This is a genomic window from Mycobacterium sp. NGS18, from assembly GCF_059813185.1.
In genome coordinates, this window is sequence record NZ_JCALEC010000001.1 from 307,484 (window position 1) to 323,250 (window position 15,767).

At 67.2% G+C, this 15,767-nt stretch carries 18 protein-coding genes; 9 read left to right on the top strand and 9 right to left on the bottom strand.

The annotated features are described in order from the left end of the window. Positions 1-26 precede the first annotated feature (26 nt). The 6 genes from AC5Y31_RS01485 (at position 27) to AC5Y31_RS01510 (ending at position 4,903) form a co-directional block, all read left to right on the top strand. Entirely contained in the window at positions 27-767 is a 741-nt protein-coding gene (locus AC5Y31_RS01485; protein WP_065022823.1) for an acyltransferase, read from the top strand. A gap of 60 nt (positions 768-827) precedes the next feature. Next, a complete protein-coding gene (locus tag AC5Y31_RS01490; protein ID WP_499977515.1) occupies positions 828-2,213 on the top strand; it encodes a cryptochrome/photolyase family protein in 1,386 nt (461 codons plus the stop codon). Between the two features lie 143 nt (positions 2,214-2,356). After that, positions 2,357-2,848: a TspO/MBR family protein gene (locus AC5Y31_RS01495; protein WP_065022821.1), complete on the top strand. Its 492-nt coding sequence runs from the start codon at positions 2,357-2,359 to the stop codon at positions 2,846-2,848. A 4-nt stretch (positions 2,849-2,852) separates the two neighbouring features. Further along, positions 2,853-3,896 (top strand): type 2 isopentenyl-diphosphate Delta-isomerase, encoded by a 1,044-nt coding sequence (gene fni, locus AC5Y31_RS01500; RefSeq protein WP_499977516.1) that lies wholly within the window; start codon positions 2,853-2,855, stop codon positions 3,894-3,896. 148 nt (positions 3,897-4,044) lie between these two features. Next, entirely contained in the window at positions 4,045-4,503 is a 459-nt protein-coding gene (locus AC5Y31_RS01505; RefSeq protein WP_065022819.1) for an SRPBCC family protein, read from the top strand. Positions 4,504-4,516: 13 nt separating this feature from the next. Further along, positions 4,517-4,903 carry a hypothetical protein gene (locus AC5Y31_RS01510; protein ID WP_301634696.1) on the top strand — a complete coding sequence of 129 codons (387 nt, stop codon included), beginning with the start codon at positions 4,517-4,519 and terminating at the stop codon, positions 4,901-4,903. A 42-nt stretch (positions 4,904-4,945) separates the two neighbouring features. Here the strand turns inward: AC5Y31_RS01510 and AC5Y31_RS01515 are convergent, their stop codons facing one another. Next, positions 4,946-5,695: a DUF1990 family protein gene (locus AC5Y31_RS01515; protein ID WP_499977521.1), complete on the bottom strand. Its 750-nt coding sequence runs from the start codon at positions 5,693-5,695 to the stop codon at positions 4,946-4,948. An 80-nt stretch (positions 5,696-5,775) separates the two neighbouring features. Here AC5Y31_RS01515 and AC5Y31_RS01520 point away from each other — a divergent pair, with 80 nt between their 5' ends. Together AC5Y31_RS01520 and AC5Y31_RS01525 are read left to right on the top strand one after the other, a co-directional pair. Then, positions 5,776-6,009 (top strand): hypothetical protein, encoded by a 234-nt coding sequence (locus AC5Y31_RS01520; protein WP_065022817.1) that lies wholly within the window; start codon positions 5,776-5,778, stop codon positions 6,007-6,009. After that, positions 6,006-6,737: a DUF1990 family protein gene (locus AC5Y31_RS01525; protein ID WP_499977523.1), complete on the top strand. Its 732-nt coding sequence runs from the start codon at positions 6,006-6,008 to the stop codon at positions 6,735-6,737. Before AC5Y31_RS01520 ends, AC5Y31_RS01525 begins: the two co-directional genes overlap by 4 nt. 7 nt (positions 6,738-6,744) lie before the next feature. Here AC5Y31_RS01525 and AC5Y31_RS01530 read toward each other — a convergent pair whose 3' ends face one another. Genes AC5Y31_RS01530 through AC5Y31_RS01565 form a run of 8 tightly spaced genes read right to left on the bottom strand, consistent with a single transcriptional unit; the run spans position 6,745 to position 14,254 of the window. Beyond that, positions 6,745-7,740 carry a DUF5914 domain-containing protein gene (locus AC5Y31_RS01530; protein ID WP_499977524.1) on the bottom strand — a complete coding sequence of 332 codons (996 nt, stop codon included), beginning with the start codon at positions 7,738-7,740 and terminating at the stop codon, positions 6,745-6,747. Next, positions 7,737-9,260 carry an FAD-dependent oxidoreductase gene (locus AC5Y31_RS01535; RefSeq protein ID WP_499977525.1) on the bottom strand — a complete coding sequence of 508 codons (1,524 nt, stop codon included), beginning with the start codon at positions 9,258-9,260 and terminating at the stop codon, positions 7,737-7,739. The genes AC5Y31_RS01530 and AC5Y31_RS01535 overlap by 4 nt, the downstream gene beginning before the upstream one ends. Beyond that, the gene (locus AC5Y31_RS01540) at positions 9,257-9,982 is read right to left on the bottom strand and encodes a class I SAM-dependent methyltransferase (RefSeq protein ID WP_499977527.1); all 726 of its coding nucleotides are present in this window, start codon (positions 9,980-9,982) and stop codon (positions 9,257-9,259) included. The genes AC5Y31_RS01535 and AC5Y31_RS01540 overlap by 4 nt, the downstream gene beginning before the upstream one ends. Then, positions 9,969-10,280, bottom strand: a complete 312-nt coding sequence (locus AC5Y31_RS01545) for a lycopene cyclase domain-containing protein (protein ID WP_065022812.1) — start codon at positions 10,278-10,280, stop codon at positions 9,969-9,971. Before AC5Y31_RS01545 ends, AC5Y31_RS01540 begins: the two co-directional genes overlap by 14 nt. After that, positions 10,277-10,600 carry a lycopene cyclase domain-containing protein gene (locus tag AC5Y31_RS01550; RefSeq protein ID WP_301634704.1) on the bottom strand — a complete coding sequence of 108 codons (324 nt, stop codon included), beginning with the start codon at positions 10,598-10,600 and terminating at the stop codon, positions 10,277-10,279. The genes AC5Y31_RS01545 and AC5Y31_RS01550 overlap by 4 nt, the downstream gene beginning before the upstream one ends. After that, positions 10,597-11,559, bottom strand: coding sequence for a phytoene/squalene synthase family protein (locus tag AC5Y31_RS01555; RefSeq protein ID WP_499977528.1), 963 nt, complete (start codon positions 11,557-11,559; stop codon positions 10,597-10,599). Before AC5Y31_RS01555 ends, AC5Y31_RS01550 begins: the two co-directional genes overlap by 4 nt. After that, positions 11,556-13,079, bottom strand: coding sequence for a phytoene desaturase family protein (gene crtI, locus AC5Y31_RS01560; RefSeq protein WP_499977530.1), 1,524 nt, complete (start codon positions 13,077-13,079; stop codon positions 11,556-11,558). Before crtI ends, AC5Y31_RS01555 begins: the two co-directional genes overlap by 4 nt. Then, positions 13,076-14,254 carry a polyprenyl synthetase family protein gene (locus tag AC5Y31_RS01565; protein ID WP_499977531.1) on the bottom strand — a complete coding sequence of 393 codons (1,179 nt, stop codon included), beginning with the start codon at positions 14,252-14,254 and terminating at the stop codon, positions 13,076-13,078. Before AC5Y31_RS01565 ends, crtI begins: the two co-directional genes overlap by 4 nt. Before the next feature lie 448 nt (positions 14,255-14,702). Between AC5Y31_RS01565 and AC5Y31_RS01570 the strand changes: the two genes are divergently transcribed. Then, positions 14,703-15,743: an ATP-grasp domain-containing protein gene (locus AC5Y31_RS01570; RefSeq protein ID WP_499978101.1), complete on the top strand. Its 1,041-nt coding sequence runs from the start codon at positions 14,703-14,705 to the stop codon at positions 15,741-15,743. Positions 15,744-15,767 lie beyond the last annotated feature (24 nt).

Genomic DNA, 15,767 nt, shown 5'->3' on the forward strand with positions numbered 1-15,767 from the left:
AACCCGCTCGCGTAGGCTTTCCGGCCATGACGACCATGTGGGGTGCTCCGATCCACAAACGCTGGCGCGGTTCGCGCCTGCGGGATCCCCGCCAGGCCAAGTTCCTCACCCTGGCCTCGCTGCGCTGGGTGTTGGCCAACCGCGCCTACACGCCCTGGTACCTGGTGCGTTACTGGCGGCTGCTGAAGTTCAAGCTGGCCAACCCGCACATCATCACCCGCGGCATGGTGTTCCTGGGCAAGGGCGTGGAGATCCAGGCCACCCCGGAGATGTCGTACATGGAGATCGGCCGCTGGGTGCACATCGGCGACAAGAACACCATCCGGGCGCACGAGGGGTCGCTGCGATTCGGCGACAAAGTGGTACTTGGCCGCGACAACGTCATCAACACCTATCTGGACATCGAGCTCGGTGACTCGGTGCTGATGGCCGACTGGTGCTACGTCTGCGACTTCGACCACCGGATGGACGACATCAACGTGCCCATCAAGGACCAGGGCATCGTCAAGAGCCCGGTGCGGATCGGTCCGGACACCTGGGTGGCGGCCAAGGTCACCATCCTTCGCGAGACCAGCATCGGCCGCGGATGCGTACTGGGCGCCCACGCGGTGGTCAAGGGCGTCATCCCGGACTACTCGATCGCGGTGGGCGCGCCGGCCAAGGTGGTCAAGAACCGCAAGCTGGCCTGGGAGACCTCTGCCGCCGAGCGGGCCGAGCTGGCCGCCGCGCTGGCCGACATCGAACGCAAGAAAGCGGCGCGCAGCTAGGCGGTCCGGCCGGAACCCCATCGCGCTGCTTCGCGCCGCCCCGGCGGGCAGACTTGGCCAATGCCCGCCCTGCTGTGGTTTCGCCGCGATCTTCGGCTGCATGACCTGCCGTCGTTGCTGTCCGCGGCGTCGGACAGCAACGACGTGCTGGCCTGCTTCGTTCTCGATCCGCGGCTGGAGGCATCGTCGGGCCCGCGCCGGATGCAATTCCTGGGTGACTCGCTGCGGCAGCTCCGCGACGACCTCGATGGCCGGCTGCTGGTGACCCGGGGACCGCCCGAGCAGCGAATCCCGTCGATAGCCAACGAGATCGGCGCGTCGTCGGTGCACATTTCGGAAGATTTCGCGCCGTTCGGCCGGCGGCGTGACTTGCGGGTCCGGGCGGCTCTGGGGCAGGTGCCGCTGGTCGCCTCCGGATCGCCCTACCTGGTCTCACCAGGACGCGTACTCAAAGACGACGGCAACCCCTTCAAGGTGTACACACCGTTCTTCCGGCGCTGGCGCGAGCACGGGTGGCGGACCCCGGCCCGGTCTGACCGGACCTCGGCGCGCTGGCTGGACCCGCAAGACCTGTCGACACGATCGGCCGAACCGGTGGACATTCCCGACGCCGGACTGCCGATGCCCATCGCAGCAGGTGAGGCAGCGGCGACACGCCACTGGACGAACTTCGTCGAGACCGGGCTGGAGCGCTACAGCGAGGACCGTAACCGCCCGGACCGCGCGAGCAGCCGGATGTCGGCGCACCTGAAGTTCGGCACCATTCACCCGCGCACGATGCTGGTCGACTTGGATCTACGCCGCGCCGGCGCCCAGGCCTATCTGCGCGAGCTGGGGTTCCGGGACTTCTACGCGGCGGTGCTCTATCACTGGCCGCGCAGCGCCTGGTGGAATTGGAACCGAAATTTCGACGCCATCGAGACCGACACCGGCGCCGAGGCGCAACGGCTTTTCGAATTGTGGAAGGCCGGCGAAACGGGATTTCCGATGGTCGATGCCGGGATGCGTGAGCTCAACCAGACCGGTTTCATGCACAACCGGGTCCGGATGCTCACCGCGTCGTTTCTGGTGAAGGACCTGCACCTGCCCTGGCAGTGGGGCGCGTGCTGGTTCTTGGAGCAACTGGTCGACGGAGACCTGGCCAGCAACCAGCATGGGTGGCAGTGGTGTGCGGGTTCGGGCACCGACGCCTCACCGTATTTCCGGGTGTTCAACCCCACCACCCAGGGCGACAAGTTCGATCCCGACGGCGCCTATGTCCGACGGTGGATTCCGGAATTGGCCGACGTCGACGACGTCCATCTCAAGTGTGGGGATCGTCCGCCCGGTTACCCGGACCCCATCGTCGACCACGGTGCTGAACGCCGGGAAGCGCTGCGCCGGTATCAGTTTGTCGGGCCGAAGTCAGAGAGCGGATCAGAGGGCAATCGACGTTCGCCAAATTAACTTTTTAGAAAATGAAAACGATCGCGGATCGGGTTAGGGTGGGCGGCTGATCTGCGGTGTGCGAACCCGGAAGGCCCAGGCATCCGATCCTCGCCCACGGGGTATACGCCAGCGGTACCCACACGTCTGGTGAAAGGGCCGGTATGCGCATCCCCACCCTGGTCGGCACTGCGGCTGCCGTCCTGCTGACCTCCACGCTCGGCGCCGCCGCGACCACCCCGGCGGTCCGATCGACGTGGTATGACCACCTCCGCAAGCCGGCCTATCAACCGCCCCGGCAGGTGTTTCCGGTGGTGTGGCCGGCGCTCTACGCCGACATCGCCATTGTTTCGGCGTCGGCGATCGACCGGTTGCGCGACTCCGGGCAGGCCGGCGAGCAACGCGCCTATCAGGGCGCGCTCGCCGGCAACCTGGCACTCAACGCCGGATGGTCGTGGTTGTTCTTCAACCGGCGGCGCTTCGGCGCCGCCACGCTGCTGAGTGCGATCCTCACGGTCAGCAGCGCCGACCTTGCCCGTCGAGCGGTCAGCGTCGATAAGGCGCGGGCGGTACCGCTGGTGCTGTACCCGCTGTGGTGCGCCTTCGCCACCGTGTTGTCCGGGCATATCTCGGTGCTCAATCGCCGACGGCGGTAGCGCCATGAGTGCGGAGCCCGAGTTGATCGCCTCCCGCAAGCGGCGGCACATCGATGTGTGCCTGACCGAACGCGTTGAGTTCGAACAGGTGTCGACGGGCCTGGAGCGCTACCGGTTGCCGTACAACGCGCTGACGCAGACCAGCCTCACCGGCATCGACATGGCCACCGACTTCCTCGGGGTTCGGCTGCGAGCGCCGGTGCTGATCGGCGCCATGACCGGCGGCCCCGCGCTGGCCGGAACCATCAACCGGAACCTGGCCGCCGCCGCCCAGGAGCTGGGCATCGGGATGATGCTCGGTTCGCAGCGAATCATGCTGGACCCGGACATGACCGAACAGGCGGCGGCCAGCTTCGCGGTGCGCGATGTGGCTCCCGATGTATTGCTCATCGGCAATATCGGGTTGGCGCAGTTGTCGCAAGCCGCGGCCCCGGCCATTGCTGCAGCGCTCGACCGGGTCGGGGCGGATGCTCTTGCGGTGCATACCAATCCATTACAGGAGGCACTGCAGCGCCACGGCGACACCGACTTCTCGAGTTCGCTGGGCAGGCTAGGCGAATTCGCCGATGCGATCGGATACCCGCTGCTGTTGAAGGAGGTCGGCCACGGGATCGGCGCTGCAGCAGTGGGCGAACTGCTCAAGTGCTGCCCGCAGCCACGGGTGGCGGCGATCGATGTCGCGGGTGCCGGAGGAACCTCGTGGGCGCGCGTCGAGCAGTATGTCCGTTACGGGCACCTGCGCTACCCGGATCTGGCCGAATGGGGCATCCCGACCGCCCGGGCGATCTGCGAAGTCCGGGATGCCCTGCCGGAGATCCCGCTGGTCGCCTCCGGCGGCATCCGCACCGGCATGGACGCGGCCAAGGCGCTCGCCCTGGGCGCCGACGTCGTCGCGATCGCGCGACCGCTGCTGGCCGCCGCGATCGAATCGGCGGATTCGGTGTCGGCCTGGCTGCACCGATTCATCGAGGAACTGCGCATCTGCATGCACGGTTGCGGGACGCCGGATCTAGCGGCACTGCACACAGTTCAGCTAGCAGCTGAGTGACGACTACCGCTTGCGGCGGGGACGGTGCCTGACCGTCAAAATTTCTGTCCCGCGTAAAGCACTGCTGGGCAGCAGGTTTGACTGCTGGCCCAGTGCGGGTAGCCGGTCTGGCAGCGCCGAATGGCAGGACTTCGATCGAGAGGACAGCATGACCAGCAACATCACCGCCGCGGTGGACGTCAATCGCCCCATCCGCACCGTCTACAACCAATGGACCCAGTTCGAATCGTTCCCGCAATTCATGGAGGGCGTGGAGCGGGTCGACCAGCTCGACGACACCCACCTGAAGTGGCGGATCAGCGTCGGCCCCGCGAGCCGCGAATTCCGGGCGACCGTGACCGAACAGCACCCCGAGGAGCGGGTGGCGTGGCACTCGGACGACGGACCCGACCACGCCGGCGTCGTCACGTTTCACCGAATCAGCGATGACGTCACCCGCGTGACGGCGCAGATGGACATCGACCCGGAGGGGTTCGTCGAAAACGTCGCCGACAAACTCGGCATTCTGGACCGTCGGGTTCACGGGGATATGGAGCGGTTCAAAGAATTTATCGAAAGCCGGCCGGTGGAAACCGGAGCATGGCGCGGCGACGTGCAACGCTCCTGAGCGTCGGATCAGGGTGACGCATTTGCCAGCGTTCGACTTCCACTTCACCCGGCCCTACCTGATCGCCGGGTTGCTCTTCGGCGTCAGCCCGTCGACATGCCAGGTACGAGTGAGCAGCGGCGGCGTGGCAATCCGATTCGGGCCGTGGCGAGCGAACGTCGAGCGGGACAACATCGCCGACGCTCGGATCACCGGCCCGTATCGTTTTCTCAAAACCGCGGGGCCGGCACACTTGTCACTTGCCGATCGGGGCATCACCTTCGCGACGAATGCCGAGCAGGGGGTGTGCATCAGGCTGCACACCCCGATTCGCGCGATCGAGCCGACCGGCCTGCTGCGCCATCCCGGCGTCACTGTGACCGTCGCCGACTGCGAAGGGTTGCTGAGAGCGCTCGTGTGACGAGACAACGGGGGAGGCGACACATGGCCCGACGGATCGTGATCACCGGTGCCGGCGCTCGACCGCCCGTTCGGCTTGCAGACACCTGGCCAGGGCGCGCGGCTCACCGACGACCCGGGTCGTGATCGTGACACCGTCTCGCGGCTTTCCGCCGGCGAGGCGGGCAGCGGATAGGCAGAACCGAATCCACATGTTCACTTGGATCTCGCTGCCGACCCACAGGTGCCGGTAGAGCAGATCCACCACCCGGTTAGCCGACCGTGCCCACACCTCGATCTCGAACCGCAGCCCGGCGTTTCGGTCGTGAGCGCGGAACTCGATCTGCCCTGCTTCCATGTGGCCGGCGAGGGTACCCAGCCGAAAAGAGTTGCTGTCTCGATGAAGTACCCGCACCGGGCCGTTCCACGGGCCCGGAATCCGGAACGTGATGCGGTCCCCGGAGTGCAGTGCGCGTTGTCGGTGAGCCGGGAGTTCGACCGCCGCGGCTTCGCTGGGTACCGCGCTGTTGAGGTCGGCGGCCAGCATGCCGACAAGCTGATCGGCGCGCAGTCGCGCGTCGTCGATATCGACGCCGAACACCCGGTGATACAGCGGTCCGGTTCCGCCGGCCAGCAGTTGGCCGCCGGAGTCAGCGATGTGCTCGGGCGGCGCCGCGGGCGGCGCATCGCCGTAATCGCCGGGCGCCGTCGAGCGGTGCAGCGGGACGGTCGACCACAGATAGCGCCAGCTGACCAACGGCACGCCGACGCCGTAGCGCGCAAGGCCGGCCAGAACCTGCCGGGGAGCGTGCATGTTCTGCCCCCTTCGTGGGATCACCGCCGCTGGCGGTAGGCGGAGGGTTACCCCAATTCCTCAGCGGGTATCGCGTTGCCATGACTCTGGAAGGGCCCTGGACCGCACGGCTGTGGTTGAGCACCGCGTTACGGGGCGCCTCGGTCGGCTCGGTCGGATTGAGCGTCACGTTATGGATCCGAGCCAAATCGGTTGACCAGGCAGAACGAGGCAACGCCGAACGCAGGGCGTTGTTCGTCGGGTTGTGGCCGCAATTCTTGTGGGTCGCCGCCGATACGGTCGCCGGGCCCCAGCGCTTCGGAGTGGACGGATGATCGAGGCAGGGCACGGGCGCGTCGACTTCGCCGCCGCACTGGCCAGGCTGGCGCATCTGAAGATCAACTACGACGAAGCGGACGCTCCCGGGCCCGGGAATCCCGGCGACTGGCATATCGATGAGTCAAGCGCCTTCATCGCCACCGAGCCGCCCGGCCCACCGGTGCCCGGGGGGCCGTGGGACATCGCCTGCACGCTGGTGCGCGAGTATGAATTTGCCGACCCGCGCATCATCCGCGCGGTGTACCGGCCCGACAGTGATCTGCTGGGCCGAGACATGTTGCTCGAGGCGCGGTTTGCCGGACTGCGGTTTTATGTGGGGGTGCGGGTGACGCAGGTGGTCGACGGCTACCGAGACGGCAAGCGGGCGTGGGGATGGGCCTACCAGACCCTTGAAGGGCATTTGGAGCAGGGCCGGTTGCTCTACGAAGTGACCAAAGATGAGCAGAGCGGGCAGGTGCACCTCGTGTTGAGCGCCTACTCGCGGCGCGCACCGATTGCGAACCCGGTGATACGGGCCGGTTTCGAGATCTTCGGGAGGCGACTCCAGCTGTACTTCTACACGCAGGTGAGTCGCAGGCTGCGCAGCGCGGTGGAAACCGTCTTGGCGGGCGGCGAGGCTCCGCAGCCGACACTGACGTCAGAGGGCCTGATCATGGCGCCGTCGGGCATCAGGCGCAATCCGTTTGAGCGGTTGGCGATCAAAGCGCACCACTCCGGAGGGTGAGACCCGATCAGTGCTTGGCCCGCACCTGGTAGCGGCGCTCGGCATAAGCCAGGTCGTCGCGCCATAACCTGGTCGCGGCCAACCGCATCAGCGGTGTGATGACCGCAGCCGCGGTGAGGGCGCGCTGAAACCCAGGCCGTTCGGAGCGCGCGATGGTGGCTTCCAGCACCGCGGTGCGCGGGCGGCCATCGGCGGTGGAACCGATTGGTGCGGCATGGGTTTCGACGACACTGCCCACCCCTTCGCCTTCCACGATGCGCATCACGATGGTACGGGCGTCGGGCGAGGAGAACTCGGCGATGACCGGTACACCGAAGCGCCCCATCCGGAAGGTGACGGCTACCAGAAAGCGATCGTCCTGTTCGGTCGGGGTAGCCAGCACTTCCAGACTGCTGAATGAGTAGGGGTGAAACCACCCGCCATGCCACGGGTCGAGCCGGTTGGCGATGATGTCGGCGGGCTCACAAATGCCGACCAGCCGGGCGACGGCGTGCAAGGTGTCGCCCGTCGGTCTGGCCGGAAGCACCGGCTGCTCCAGGGGTTCTTCGCCGCCGACGGCATCAAGGCGCACCCAGGCCAGCACGCCGTCGTCGTGGCTGGTCATCGGCCGCCAGCCCAGTACGCAGCTGCTGCCGTCCAGTGGCAGCCCGTGCCAGCGGCAGATCAGGACGCCGTCGAGTACCCGCCCGGTGGCCAGGTCGGCGGCGAGATGCGGGCAACTGCGCGGCCCGACAGCCAACCGGTGCTGCGGATCGCGCCACGCCACGATCTGGACGCCTGCGACGGTGGTGCCCAGCGGTCGGTCGGGGCGCACATCGCGGCTGGCGGCGAAGGCGTACCAGTTGCCGGTCGCTCGACGTTGGGCGCGGCGGAGAGCGGCGTTGATGACGGCCGGATCGGCGTCGGAGTAGGTGGGTGATTGCGCCGCCCACGACTGCGAGGGCAGAAGTTGCAGCGGCCAGTTCTTCGGCCATCGCCGCCGTAGGTCTCGGTGAAGGCTCATGTGGCACTTCGCTTTCGCTGGTTCGCCAGCCACCTCAGCGGCCGTGATCGACCCTGGTTGGGCACGGTGTGCAGGTCGTGACCGGCAAGCCGCCACTGCCTCAGCAAGTGATTGGCGGCACTGAAGCCCGTGGTGGCGGCGCGTTCCATCAAGGCCACCGGCAGGTCGATCCGGATCCCGTCACCGGCCAGCACCAGGCCCGGCTGCGGGGTGCTGATCCCGGGTCGGTCCGCGTGCGATCCGGGCGGAAACAGCGGGCAGTCGGCGCGGTGCAGCTCCCGTTGCGCCAGCACGCCGGCCCGGGCGGTCTCCGGATACACCGCGTGCAGCTGACGGACCGCGGTCGCTGCCGAACTGGCCGAACCGTTGGCGTAGCAGTGCAATTCGACGACCGAGCCACGCCGCTCGCGCGCCCAGGTGCTTGCCTCGCGTTCGTAGCGCTCCAGCACGCTGATGTTGTCGAGCGGCGGGTGGCCGGCGGTTCCCAGAAACGCCGGCCGGTCGGCTGCGACCGGGCGATCCAGCCATAGCCGGTGGACCGTGAACGGGGGTGCGGTGCGCAGCCTCTGTATCCGCGTGCGCCACCGCTCATCGCACAAACCCGGGGATGCCGAAACGATCCGCTGCAGGCCTGTCACATCGGTGGCCAATACCACCGCGTCGGCGTCGAGGCATTCGCCTTTCGTGTCCACGATCCGAAACGACGGCGCCGGGTCGGCTTCGATGCGCAGCACCTCGACGCCGAGCCGGAAGTCGACCCCGGCGGATTCCTGGTACCGCCGCAGCGGGTTCCACAATGCCACGTCGTAATTGGCGTCGGGGACATCGAAGATCAGCCCTTCGCTGGAGCCCAGGAAATAGATGTGGAACATCGTCGCCAGTTCGGCGGCCGACAGCTCGGCCGGGTCGGCGAAGAAGCTGCGGGAGAACACCTCGAAGGCCAGATGCCGTGCAGCCTCGGGGAAGTTGATGGTCCGCAGGAAGGTGTCCGCGTCGATGCCGTCAAGTGCTTCGTAGACCTCCGGCACTGAGACGGCGGCGAGTGGCGCGGCCGCTCGCGGATTCAACCGGACCAGGTCGCGCAGCCGAAACGTGGGGCTGCGCAACGCGAACGCCAACGCATTCCACGGCGGCTGCTGCGGCAGGCCCCGGAACGTGTCGAGCCGGCCCGCGCCGTCGACGAGCGGATAATCGTCGACAGCAGTGAACATGCGCAGCTGCGGGTCGATCCGCCGCAGCAGAGCCCGCAGGTTGTAGTACTGGCGGAAGAACGCATGGAAGCCGCGGTTCATGGCGACCTCGGTGCCGTCGTGATGTTCGGTCCAGCCGCCGACCCGGCCACCGAGGTAGTTCTCCCGTTCGGCGACGACGACCGCGACACCGCGTTCGGCCAACCCGGTCGCGGCGGCCAGCCCGGCGATGCCGGCGCCGACGATCACCACCCGCGGCCGCGACGGCAAGGCCGCGGCGTTGGGCAATCCGTCAGCGGCCCGATGTGTTTGGCGGCGTGGATCGCTCATCGCGGTACATCCGCCAGGAAGGTGTGAACGATGTCGGCCTGCCAACCGGGCACCGTTTCGCTGTGCACCGCGGTGAAGCCGGCGTCGTCAAGACGCCGCCGGAAGGCCGCCGCGCCGTCGAAGGCCAGCACGCTGCGCCACAGGTAGCGGTACAGGGTGGTGTCCCGGCTGCGCCACCATCCGGCGGGAATGATGATGCCCCAGCACACCGCATGCCACCTCGCGATCGCGGCCGGTGAATCGCGCACGGAATACTCGTGAACCGCCAGCGTGCCGCCCGGTCGCAGCAGTTGACGGAACTGTCGCAGCTGAGCGTCGGGATCGGCCAGGTTTCGCACCAGGTAGGCGGCCAGGATGCCGTCGAAGGGCCCGGTTACGCCGTGTTGGCTCAGCTCCTCGACCGGGGTGTGGATGAACCGCACCGATTCCGGCCACGGTTTTGCGCGCGCGGCGCCCAGCATGCCCGCCGAGGCGTCGACGGCCACGATCTCGGCGTCGGGGGCCACCGACAGCAGGGCGGCCGTCGAGGCGCCGGTGCCGCATCCGGCATCGAGCAGCCGTAGCCCGGTGCCGCGTCCGGGCAGCCGCATACGGCGTGCGGAGAGACGCAGGTGGTCGTGGTAGCCGGGGTTCGCGTCGACCAGGCGGTCGTAGCTGCCCGAGCCCGCGTCGAATGCTGCCGGCAGGTCGATGCGCTGCCTGCGCTGGTCAGCGGGGCGCACGTTGACGCTCCCAGAGCAGTAGCACCGCGGTCAGCATGGCGAAGCCGAACAGAAAGTCTTCGACCGGAATGTCGAACGGGAATCGCAGTCCGCTGGTGTGCCGCTCGTCATAGCTGACGATCGGAGCGCTGAGTTTGGTCAGCCACCCATCGACCGGCACCTGGAAACCGAGCGCGATCAGCATCGCCAGCCAGTAGGCCGGGCGCCGGAACAGTCCGGTGCGCAGCCAGCCCAATTCCAGTGCGCACACGGCTATTACGCTCAGTATGGCCGGCGCGGTGTAACCCAGACCGCTCATCGTCGTCGCATCCGGGCGAGAATGTCGCCGACCGCGTTGTAGGTCAGCAGCGCGCAGAGCGGAATCACAATGAAGAAGAGCACTTCTTCGATCGGCACCCCGAACGGGATATGCAGCCCGGTGATGTATGCCGGATCGTAGGTCCACACACGCGCGGCGACGGCCACCTCATCCCAGATCAGGAAGACCGCGGCAACCGGGAGCACGGCGCGCAGCGTCCGGCGGGGTCGTCGGTAGACGCCGTCGCCGAACACTTCCAGCGGTGCGGTGATGGCGAGGCAGGCGCCCAGCACCAGCAGATACTGCCATCGATCGGTCATGCCGCACCGAACTCTGCGCGTCCCGACCCGGCGGTGGTGCCGGACCGTGCGCGCCAGGCGCGCAGCAGCCCGACGGCTGCGACTTGCGCCCGTCGTGCGTTGCCAACGGTCGCCCGGCGGTTGAACACCGCGTAGCCGCTGTCTTCGATGCGGTCGAGGATGGCCGAGTACAGCGTCAAAGCCGTTGCCACACAAGGACGTGACCGCGGCGCCAGCAGCGCGATCCCGTGGGCGGCGAATCGGTAGGTCTGCCGGGCGATCGCGTGTTGGGCCGTCAGTGCGCTGCGCACCTTGGTGTCGGTGCGGTGGGCACTGTGGCACCACATCAGCAACTCTCGGTCGACGCCGTAGGAATCGAGTTCGTCGGCGGGTAGGTAGATCCTGTTCCGCATCAAGTCTTCGTCGACATCGCGCAGGAAGTTGGTGAGTTGGAAGGCGCGCCCGAGCGCCGCCGCGTAGGGGGCGGCCTCGTCGGTGGGCCCGATCGCCCCCAGAATCGGAAGCAGTTGCAGACCAATGGCTTCCGCTGATCCATGCATGTAGTGGTTGAGTGCGTCACGGTCGGGATAGTCGGTGATGGTCAGGTCCATCCGCATCGAGGCCAGGAAGTCGTCGAACAGATCCGTGCTGATGCCATACCGGCGCACCGTGTGGCTGACGGCGGCCAGCACGGGATCGTCGTGCCGCTCGTCCTCGGCGAAGAACCGATCGGCGAGTCGTTGGAGTTGCTCGGCACGAACCTCGGCGCCGATGTCCGGGTCCAGGTCGTCGAGGATGTCGTCGGCGTAGCGGGCGAATCCATAGAGGGCATGGACCGCGGGGCGTTGATCCGGCGCCAGTAGCCGGGTTGCCAGGAAGAAGGTGCGGCCGTGGGCGGCGTTGATTTCTCGGCAGCGGCGATACGCCGCGCGCAACTGCGGGTCGTCGATGCCGGCGGCGGCCAACTCGCTGTGGATCATGGCAGGGGTGCTTTCAGGTCGAGGTGCGAGGCGTGGCGGCGGACAGTTCCGGTGATGCGGTCGGCGGCGAGCCGCCCGGAGATCAGCGCGGTCGGAACCCCCACGCCCGGTACCGTCGACGAGCCGGCCAGCACCGCGTTGCCGATGCCGCGGATGGTGTTGGCCGGGCGGAACGGTCCGGTCTGGCTGAAGGTGTGCGCCAACGCGAACGGCGTGCCCGCCGCCATCCCGCGGCGGGCCCAGTCGGCGGGGGTGACGACCTCGAGCACTTCGGCGCTATCGCGTAGAGCCGGCTGCAGCCGATCGCGCACCGTGTCGACCAGGCCCGCTGCGTAGGCCGGCCCGATCGCCGGCCAGTCGACCGTCCCGGTGGACAGGTTGGGCGCGGGCGCGAGCACGTACAGCAGGTCACGTCCGGCCGGGGCCAGCCCGGGATCGCTGGCCGTGGGGCGGGTGACCAGCAGCGACGGGTCGCGCATCAGTTGTCCCGCGCCGATGATGTCGGTGAATGTCTCATGCCACGCCTCGCCGAACAGGATGGTGTGATGCGCGGTCGTCGGCCGCAGCCGATCACAGCCCACGTGTATCACCACCGCCGACGGCGAGGCCCGCAGCGCTCGGAGACGACGGGGCGTGCGGCCCAACAGTTCGTAAGCTTGAGGCAGTTCGCTGGTCAGCACCAGCGCATCGCAGGGGATCGCATCATCACGGTCGGTGCGGACCGCGGTGATCCGGTCTCCGCGGCGTTCCAGTGCGGTGACGGCCGCACCGTAGGTGAACCGCACTCCGGCGCGAGAAGCTGCGGCAGCCAAGGCATCCGGCAGCGCCCGGATGCCGCCGCGCGGAAAGAACACGCCGGCAACGGTGTCCATATAGGCGATCACCGCGTAGGCCGCCAGCGCGTGTTGGGGTGCCACCCCGGCGTAGAGCGACTGGAAGGTGAACACCCGGCGCAATCGGCGGTCGCTGACGTAGCGCTTGACCATGGTGTCCCAGGCGCGGAATCCGCCGATTGCGGCCAGCCGCATCAACGGCGGGTTCAGTAGAGCCAGCGGAGTGTCGAAGTTGGCGCCGATGAAGCGGTCGATCTCGATGCGATACAGCCGGGTCAGCCAGTCCCGCAACTTCAGGTATCCGGCAGCCTGGTCGGGGCCGGCGAACTCCTCGACAGCGCTGGCCATCCGTTCGGCATCGGCGTGGACGTTCAGCGCGCTGCCATCGGCGAATCTGGCCTCGTAGGCCGGATCCACGGCGAGTAGTTCCAGTCGGTCGGTAAGCGATTCGCCGACGGCGGCAAACGCCTCGTCGATAAGGTCGGGCATGGTCAGCACCGTGGGGCCGGTGTCGATCCGGTAGCCGCCGATATCCAGCCGGCCGGCGCGTCCGCCCGGCCACGGCTCCCGCTCGATCACGGTGACTTCTCGCCCGCGCCCGGCCAGGTGCAGTGCCGCCGACAGGCCCGACAGGCCCGCACCGACCACCACGACATGGTCGGTGCGGCCGCCTACCGTGCGCGTCATCGGGAACGCTCCGTGCAGGCGGTGGCCATATGGGCCAGCGCGGTCCGAACGTTTTCCCCGATTGCCATGTCGTCCAGCGCAATGCGCGCGGTTACCAGATTCTCGGCGATCATCTTCTCGATGGCCTCCACCGCGCCGGTGTGCACGATCAGCGCGCGCCACCGGTCGACGGCACGGCTGTCGACGTCGGCTTGCTTCATCAGTTCGGCGAGTTCGCGTCGGGTCGGCGCGTCGGCCATGTGGTAGGCGGTGACCACGACACTGGTCGGCTTGCGCTCGCGCAGGTCGTCGCCGCTGGGCTTTCCGGTCGTGTCGGGTGAGCCGAACACTCCCAAGAGGTCGTCGCGCAGCTGGAATGCTTCGCCGATCTCGCCGCCGTAGGTGCCCAACCCGGCCAGGGTGGCGTCACTGCAGCCGGCCATAGCTGCGCCGATCTCCAGCGGACGGCGCACCGTGTAGTTTCCTGACTTGCGCCGCGCGACATCGAGGACGGCTTCCAGATCGGGACGGTCCCGCAGATTGCTTGCGAGGTCGGCGAATTGACCCACCGCGAGTTCGGTGCGCATCGCGTCGTAGCGTGGCCAGGCCCGCTGGAGCTGCTCGCTCTGCAAGCCGGATTCGCGCAGCATCTGCTCGGCCCAGATCAGGCACAGGTCGGCCAGCAACACGGCGCCGGATTGGCCGAATCGTCGCGACGATCCCGGCAGGCCGCGCCGGTGATGCCATTCCGCGAACTGCCGGTGCGCCGCGTGCCGGCCGCGCCGGGTGGCGGAGTCGTCCATCACGTCGTCTTGCATCAGCGCGAAGGTGTGCAGCAACTCCATGCTCGACGCGGCTGTCAGCGCGGCCCGGCTGGGGCCGGCTCCGCAGAGCCAGCCCAGGTAGGTGAACGTCGCGCGCAGGCATTTGCCGCCGATGAAGTCGACCAGGATGTCGCCGGCGATGGGCACGCCGGTACCGCCGAGCTCAGCCGAACGGCGAGCCGCCACGAAAGCGGCAACGGCGGCGAGCACATTGCGCCGAATGTGCGCCTGCCAGCTCTCGAAGCACCTTTTGTCGGCGCAGGAATTCTGCGGCAAGCCGACTTCGCCGATGAGCGAACACGTGTGTCGTTCGACCACGGACGCTCCTTCCGCAGGCTCGTTGGTTTGGGCGGTACCCGCCGGGGTTTGCACCCAAACAACGGGGAGCCGGTTAACCATTAATTGGCCACGAAAGAGCGGTTTGACCAGGTGGATCGGCGGGGGATCAGCCGGTCCGGTCGGCGAGCGGTCGGCACCGGCCGGGACCACACCGGCGGACCGATCAGCCTTCGCCTGACCCGCTCAGCGGCGGAACGCCGCGGGTACCGTGGGGCGAGGATCGCACGCGAAGAGGGTCGAAAAGAGGGAGGGCGTTTTGACGGATTTGACGGATGTTTCGAAGACCCGTAATGACCAGAACCACCGCAACCCGGAGAAGGGTTATATCGCGTTACTCGGCTGGAGTTTGAACGCCATCGATGCAGTGGACCGTTTCGACCGCCGATACGTGGTCGTCGCGCCGGACTGGGCCGAAGAATACTGTCAGCAGCACGCTATTCCCTACATCGCCTGGAACTTCGAGCGCCTGAACGAGCGGTCGATGGAGATCGCCGAAACACTCAAGGAGCGCGGCGTCGACGTCGCGATCCCACTCTTCGAAGAGACCGTGGAATGGGCGGGGGCGATCAACTCCGTCCTGCTGGACAACCCGCGGCTGCTCGGTCAAGCGATGCTGCTACGCGACAAATCGCTGATGAAGCGCCGTGCTCAGCTGGGTGGAATTCGGGTCGGCATCTTCGAGGAGGCGCACGACCGCGACGACGTCATCCGGTTCCTCAAACGGGTCAACCAGACGCTGTTGAAACTCGACGGCGACCCCAACGACCCGATCCATTTCAAGGCCTTCGACAAGGCCGGCTGCCTCGGCCACCGGGTGATCCGGGCTCCCGATGACATCGACTCGATTCCCGACGAAGAATTCCCGGCATTGATGGAATCACATCTCGACGGCTGGGAGTTCGCCGTCGAGGCGTGGGTGCACAACGGGAAGATCCGGTTTCTCAATATTTCCGAGTACGTCACCCTCGGCTACTCGGTATTCGTACCGGCGTCGCCGGAATTGGAACGCTACCGGCCGCAGATCACCGCTCAGATCGAGAAGTTGATCAAGACCTTCGACATCGATTTCGGTTTCGTCCACCCCGAGTACTTCGTGACCAGCGACGGAGAGATGTACTTCGGTGAGGTCGCCTACCGGCCGCCGGGTTTCAAGGTCTTCGAACTGTTGGAGCGCGTCTACGGATTCAACGGCTACCAGGCGCTGGCGCTGGCGTTCGACCCGAAGACTACCGAGGAGGAACTGCAGCAGTTCTTCCCGCGCGAGGTCATCGACGCCAAAGGGCACGCGGGCTGTTTCGGGGTGTATCCGCGCCGCCGGGTGGTCAGCACCCTTGCCATCCCGGAGGAGACCGAGGACCACCAGTACTTCGAATCGCACGAACTGACCGCACCGCTCGAAGAGACTGTCACCAAGCGCACCGCATTCGGCACCCACTGGGGTCTGGTCTACTTCTTCGGTGAGGATCCGTATGAGATGCGGCAGTTGCTCAAGCGGCAAGAAGAGCTTGACTTCTACCTCTGAGGCGGCACGCACGTGAGGAACCCG

Excerpts from the sequence above, each read along its gene's own strand:
- AC5Y31_RS01485 (WP_065022823.1), top strand. The coding sequence starts at position 27 with ATGACGACCATGTGGGGTGCTCCGATCCACAAACGCTGGCGCGGTTCG.
- AC5Y31_RS01490 (WP_499977515.1), top strand. The coding sequence starts at position 828 with ATGCCCGCCCTGCTGTGGTTTCGCCGCGATCTTCGGCTGCATGACCTG.
- AC5Y31_RS01495 (WP_065022821.1), top strand. The coding sequence starts at position 2,357 with ATGCGCATCCCCACCCTGGTCGGCACTGCGGCTGCCGTCCTGCTGACC.
- fni (WP_499977516.1), top strand. The coding sequence starts at position 2,853 with ATGAGTGCGGAGCCCGAGTTGATCGCCTCCCGCAAGCGGCGGCACATC.
- AC5Y31_RS01505 (WP_065022819.1), top strand. The coding sequence starts at position 4,045 with ATGACCAGCAACATCACCGCCGCGGTGGACGTCAATCGCCCCATCCGC.
- AC5Y31_RS01515 (WP_499977521.1), bottom strand. The coding sequence starts at position 5,695 with ATGCACGCTCCCCGGCAGGTTCTGGCCGGCCTTGCGCGCTACGGCGTC.
- AC5Y31_RS01520 (WP_065022817.1), top strand. The coding sequence starts at position 5,776 with ATGACTCTGGAAGGGCCCTGGACCGCACGGCTGTGGTTGAGCACCGCG.
- AC5Y31_RS01525 (WP_499977523.1), top strand. The coding sequence starts at position 6,006 with ATGATCGAGGCAGGGCACGGGCGCGTCGACTTCGCCGCCGCACTGGCC.
- AC5Y31_RS01530 (WP_499977524.1), bottom strand. The coding sequence starts at position 7,740 with ATGAGCCTTCACCGAGACCTACGGCGGCGATGGCCGAAGAACTGGCCG.
- AC5Y31_RS01535 (WP_499977525.1), bottom strand. The coding sequence starts at position 9,260 with ATGAGCGATCCACGCCGCCAAACACATCGGGCCGCTGACGGATTGCCC.
- AC5Y31_RS01545 (WP_065022812.1), bottom strand. The coding sequence starts at position 10,280 with ATGAGCGGTCTGGGTTACACCGCGCCGGCCATACTGAGCGTAATAGCC.
- AC5Y31_RS01550 (WP_301634704.1), bottom strand. The coding sequence starts at position 10,600 with ATGACCGATCGATGGCAGTATCTGCTGGTGCTGGGCGCCTGCCTCGCC.
- AC5Y31_RS01555 (WP_499977528.1), bottom strand. The coding sequence starts at position 11,559 with ATGATCCACAGCGAGTTGGCCGCCGCCGGCATCGACGACCCGCAGTTG.
- crtI (WP_499977530.1), bottom strand. The coding sequence starts at position 13,079 with ATGACGCGCACGGTAGGCGGCCGCACCGACCATGTCGTGGTGGTCGGT.
- AC5Y31_RS01570 (WP_499978101.1), top strand. The coding sequence starts at position 14,703 with ATGGAGATCGCCGAAACACTCAAGGAGCGCGGCGTCGACGTCGCGATC.